Genomic DNA, 2674 nt, shown 5'->3' on the forward strand with positions numbered 1-2674 from the left:
GGCGGTGGTGGAGCGCGTGGGCGTCGGGGTGGGTGCCGTGGATTCGGAGCCGGTGCCGGACGGGGACGGTTCCGCGGAGGTTCCGCTCGGGGAGGCGGAGGGCGATGACGGCTCCGTCTCGGCGGAGGACGCGTCGGTCGACGGCGTGGCCGCTCCCCCGCCGGACCGGCCGCCCGCCGGTGAGGACTCCTTGGTCGCCGGACCGCTCGGCCCCTCCTCGTCCGAGGAGCCGACACCGGCGAGGCCCGCCGCCACGGCACCCACGACCACGGCCGCGGCGACCCCGCCCGCGATCAGGACCCCGCGCCGCCGGGCGCGGCGGCGGCCGAGCGTGGCCCGTCGGCCGCCGGACGGCCGGGCGCGACGTCCGACGGGGTCCACGCCGTCGAGGGGATACGGCCCGTCCGGCGCGTCCGGGGCGGCGTGCCCGAGAGCGCCGACCGCGTACGCCCCGTCTGCCGGACCCGCCGGAGCAGTCGGAGCAGTCGGACCCGCGGCCCCGGCCGCCCCCGAGACGGGCGGGGCGCCCGTTCCGCCGACGGTGCCCCGGAGGTCGTCGAGCACGACCTCGTCCAGCTGCACGGTGTCGTCGTAGGCGTTCTGCCAGCCGTGGGCGGCGGCGGGGTCGGGGAAGGCCTCGTAGGCGGGCGCCGCGGAGGGGTCGCCGAGCGGGTGGTAGACGTTCGGCGGCTCCTGGGAGGCCTCACCGACCCGATCCACACCGTTCACCCCGTTCGCCTCGTTCACCCGATTCGCCCCGTTCATCACTTTTTCTTCTCTTCATCTCACGTGCCCTGGAGCCGTGTGGGGGGCGGCCGGACCTGGGGGCGGATTCTAGGGAGGAGTGACGCTCAGGGACAGCGGAGGAACATTTCGCCGCATAGCGGCGGTCTCACGTGGTGGAAAACACGACCCACGAGCCGTTACCGGGTCGTAAGCTCACGGACATGCAGGTGATCCAGTCGACCAAGCTCGCCAACGTCTGTTACGAGATCCGGGGCCCGGTGCTCGAGGAGGCGATGCGGCTGGAGGCTGCCGGTCACCGCATCCTCAAGCTGAACACGGGCAACCCGGCCGCCTTCGGCTTCGAGTGCCCGCCGGAGATCCTGGAGGACATCCTCCGCAATGTGTCGTCCGCCCACGGCTACGGCGACGCGAAGGGCCTCCTGGCCGCGCGCCGGGCGGTCGTCATGCACAACCAGACCCTCGGTATCGAGACGGACGTCGAGCACGTCTTCATCGGCAACGGCGTCTCCGAGCTGATCGTCATGGCGATGCAGGGCCTGCTGGACGACGGCGACGAGGTACTCGTACCGGCCCCGGACTATCCGCTGTGGACGGCGGCGGTCTCCCTGTCCGGCGGCACGGCGGTGCACTACCGCTGCGACGAGCAGTCCGACTGGATGCCGGACCTCGCGGACATCGAGCGCAAGGTCACCGACCGCACCAAGGCCCTCGTCATCATCAACCCCAACAACCCGACGGGCGCGGTGTACGACGAGGCGATGATCCGGGGGCTGACGGACATCGCGCGCCGCCACAACCTCCTCGTCTGCTCGGACGAGATCTACGACAAGATCCTCTACGACGGCGCCACGCACACCCCGACCGCCTCGGTGGCCCCGGATCTGCTGACGCTGACCTTCAACGGCATGTCCAAGGCGTACCGGGTCGCGGGCTACCGCGTCGGATGGATGTCGATCTCCGGCCCGCGCGCGCACGCCGACTCCTACATCGAGGGCCTGACGATCCTGGCGAACATGCGGCTGTGCGCCAACATGCCGGGGCAGCACGGCGTGGTCGCCGCGCTCAGCGGACGCCAGACGATCAACGATCTGGTGCTGCCGGGCGGGCGCCTGAAGGAGCAGCGGGACGTCGCCTACGAGTTGCTGACGCAGATCCCCGGGGTGTCGTGCGTGAAGCCGAAGGGGGCGCTGTACCTGTTCCCCCGGCTCGACCCCGATGTCTTCAAGATCAAGGACGACCGGCGGATGGTCCTCGATCTGCTCCGCCAGGAGAAGATCATGGTCGTCCAGGGCACCGGCTTCAACTGGCCCGAGCCGGATCACTTCCGTGTGGTGACCCTGCCGACCGTGGCCGATCTGAGGTCGGCGATCACCCGGATCGGGAACTTCCTGGACGGCTACGGCCAGTCGTGAGGCACTCCCGCGGACGACTTCCGGACCTCGCTCAACTTTAGACGGAATCTAATGTAGGCTGGTTCTCCGAGAGCGAGCTTGGAGGCCATCCCATGTACGAGCCGATCCGCACCAAGTCGGTCCACACGATGGCCGCGACGACCTCGCCCGACTTCCCCCACCGTTCGCGCGAGGAGGAGCTGGACATCCAGCTCGCCGGCCATCTGGCCGCCCTGCTCGCGACGACCGACGAGCTCCGCGCGCTCGCCCCCACCGCCGACCTCGACACCACCGACCTCGACACGGCCGCCGAGCGGCTGTCCGAGCAGGTGGCCCGGCTGCGCGGCGGCCTTCCGCCCGTCCGCTCCTCCGCGCCGGCCGGCGGGCGCGACCGGGATGCCGCCGGGCTCCACCGGCGCGCCCACGCCCTCGCCGGGCGCGCCCTCGTCGTCGCGGCCTCCCGTGCCGACACCGCGGCCGCGATCCTGGCCGCCGAGCGCATGGACGCCCACGCCGCCGCCGAGCGCGTCGACGCC

The 2674-nt window shown here is 71.8% G+C and carries 3 protein-coding genes; 2 read left to right on the top strand and 1 reads right to left on the bottom strand.

Features of this window, described 5'->3' with window-relative positions; translation table 11 throughout:
* Positions 1-765, bottom strand: a 765-nt coding sequence (locus AOK15_RS17395) for a hypothetical protein (protein WP_055517791.1), incomplete at its 3' end; no start/stop codon positions are given.
* A gap of 182 nt (positions 766-947) precedes the next feature.
* Here AOK15_RS17395 and AOK15_RS17400 point away from each other — a divergent pair.
* Together AOK15_RS17400 and AOK15_RS17405 are read left to right on the top strand one after the other, a co-directional pair.
* Positions 948-2159, top strand: coding sequence for a pyridoxal phosphate-dependent aminotransferase (locus AOK15_RS17400; protein ID WP_055517793.1), 1212 nt, complete (start codon positions 948-950; stop codon positions 2157-2159).
* 92 nt (positions 2160-2251) lie between these two features.
* On the top strand, positions 2252-2674 hold a 423-nt coding region (locus AOK15_RS17405), incomplete at its 3' end, for an SCO4983 family protein (protein ID WP_055517794.1).

The sequence above is a fragment of the Streptomyces ossamyceticus genome (assembly GCF_001418475.1).
In the GTDB taxonomy this organism is placed as follows: domain Bacteria; phylum Actinomycetota; class Actinomycetes; order Streptomycetales; family Streptomycetaceae; genus Streptomyces; species Streptomyces ossamyceticus.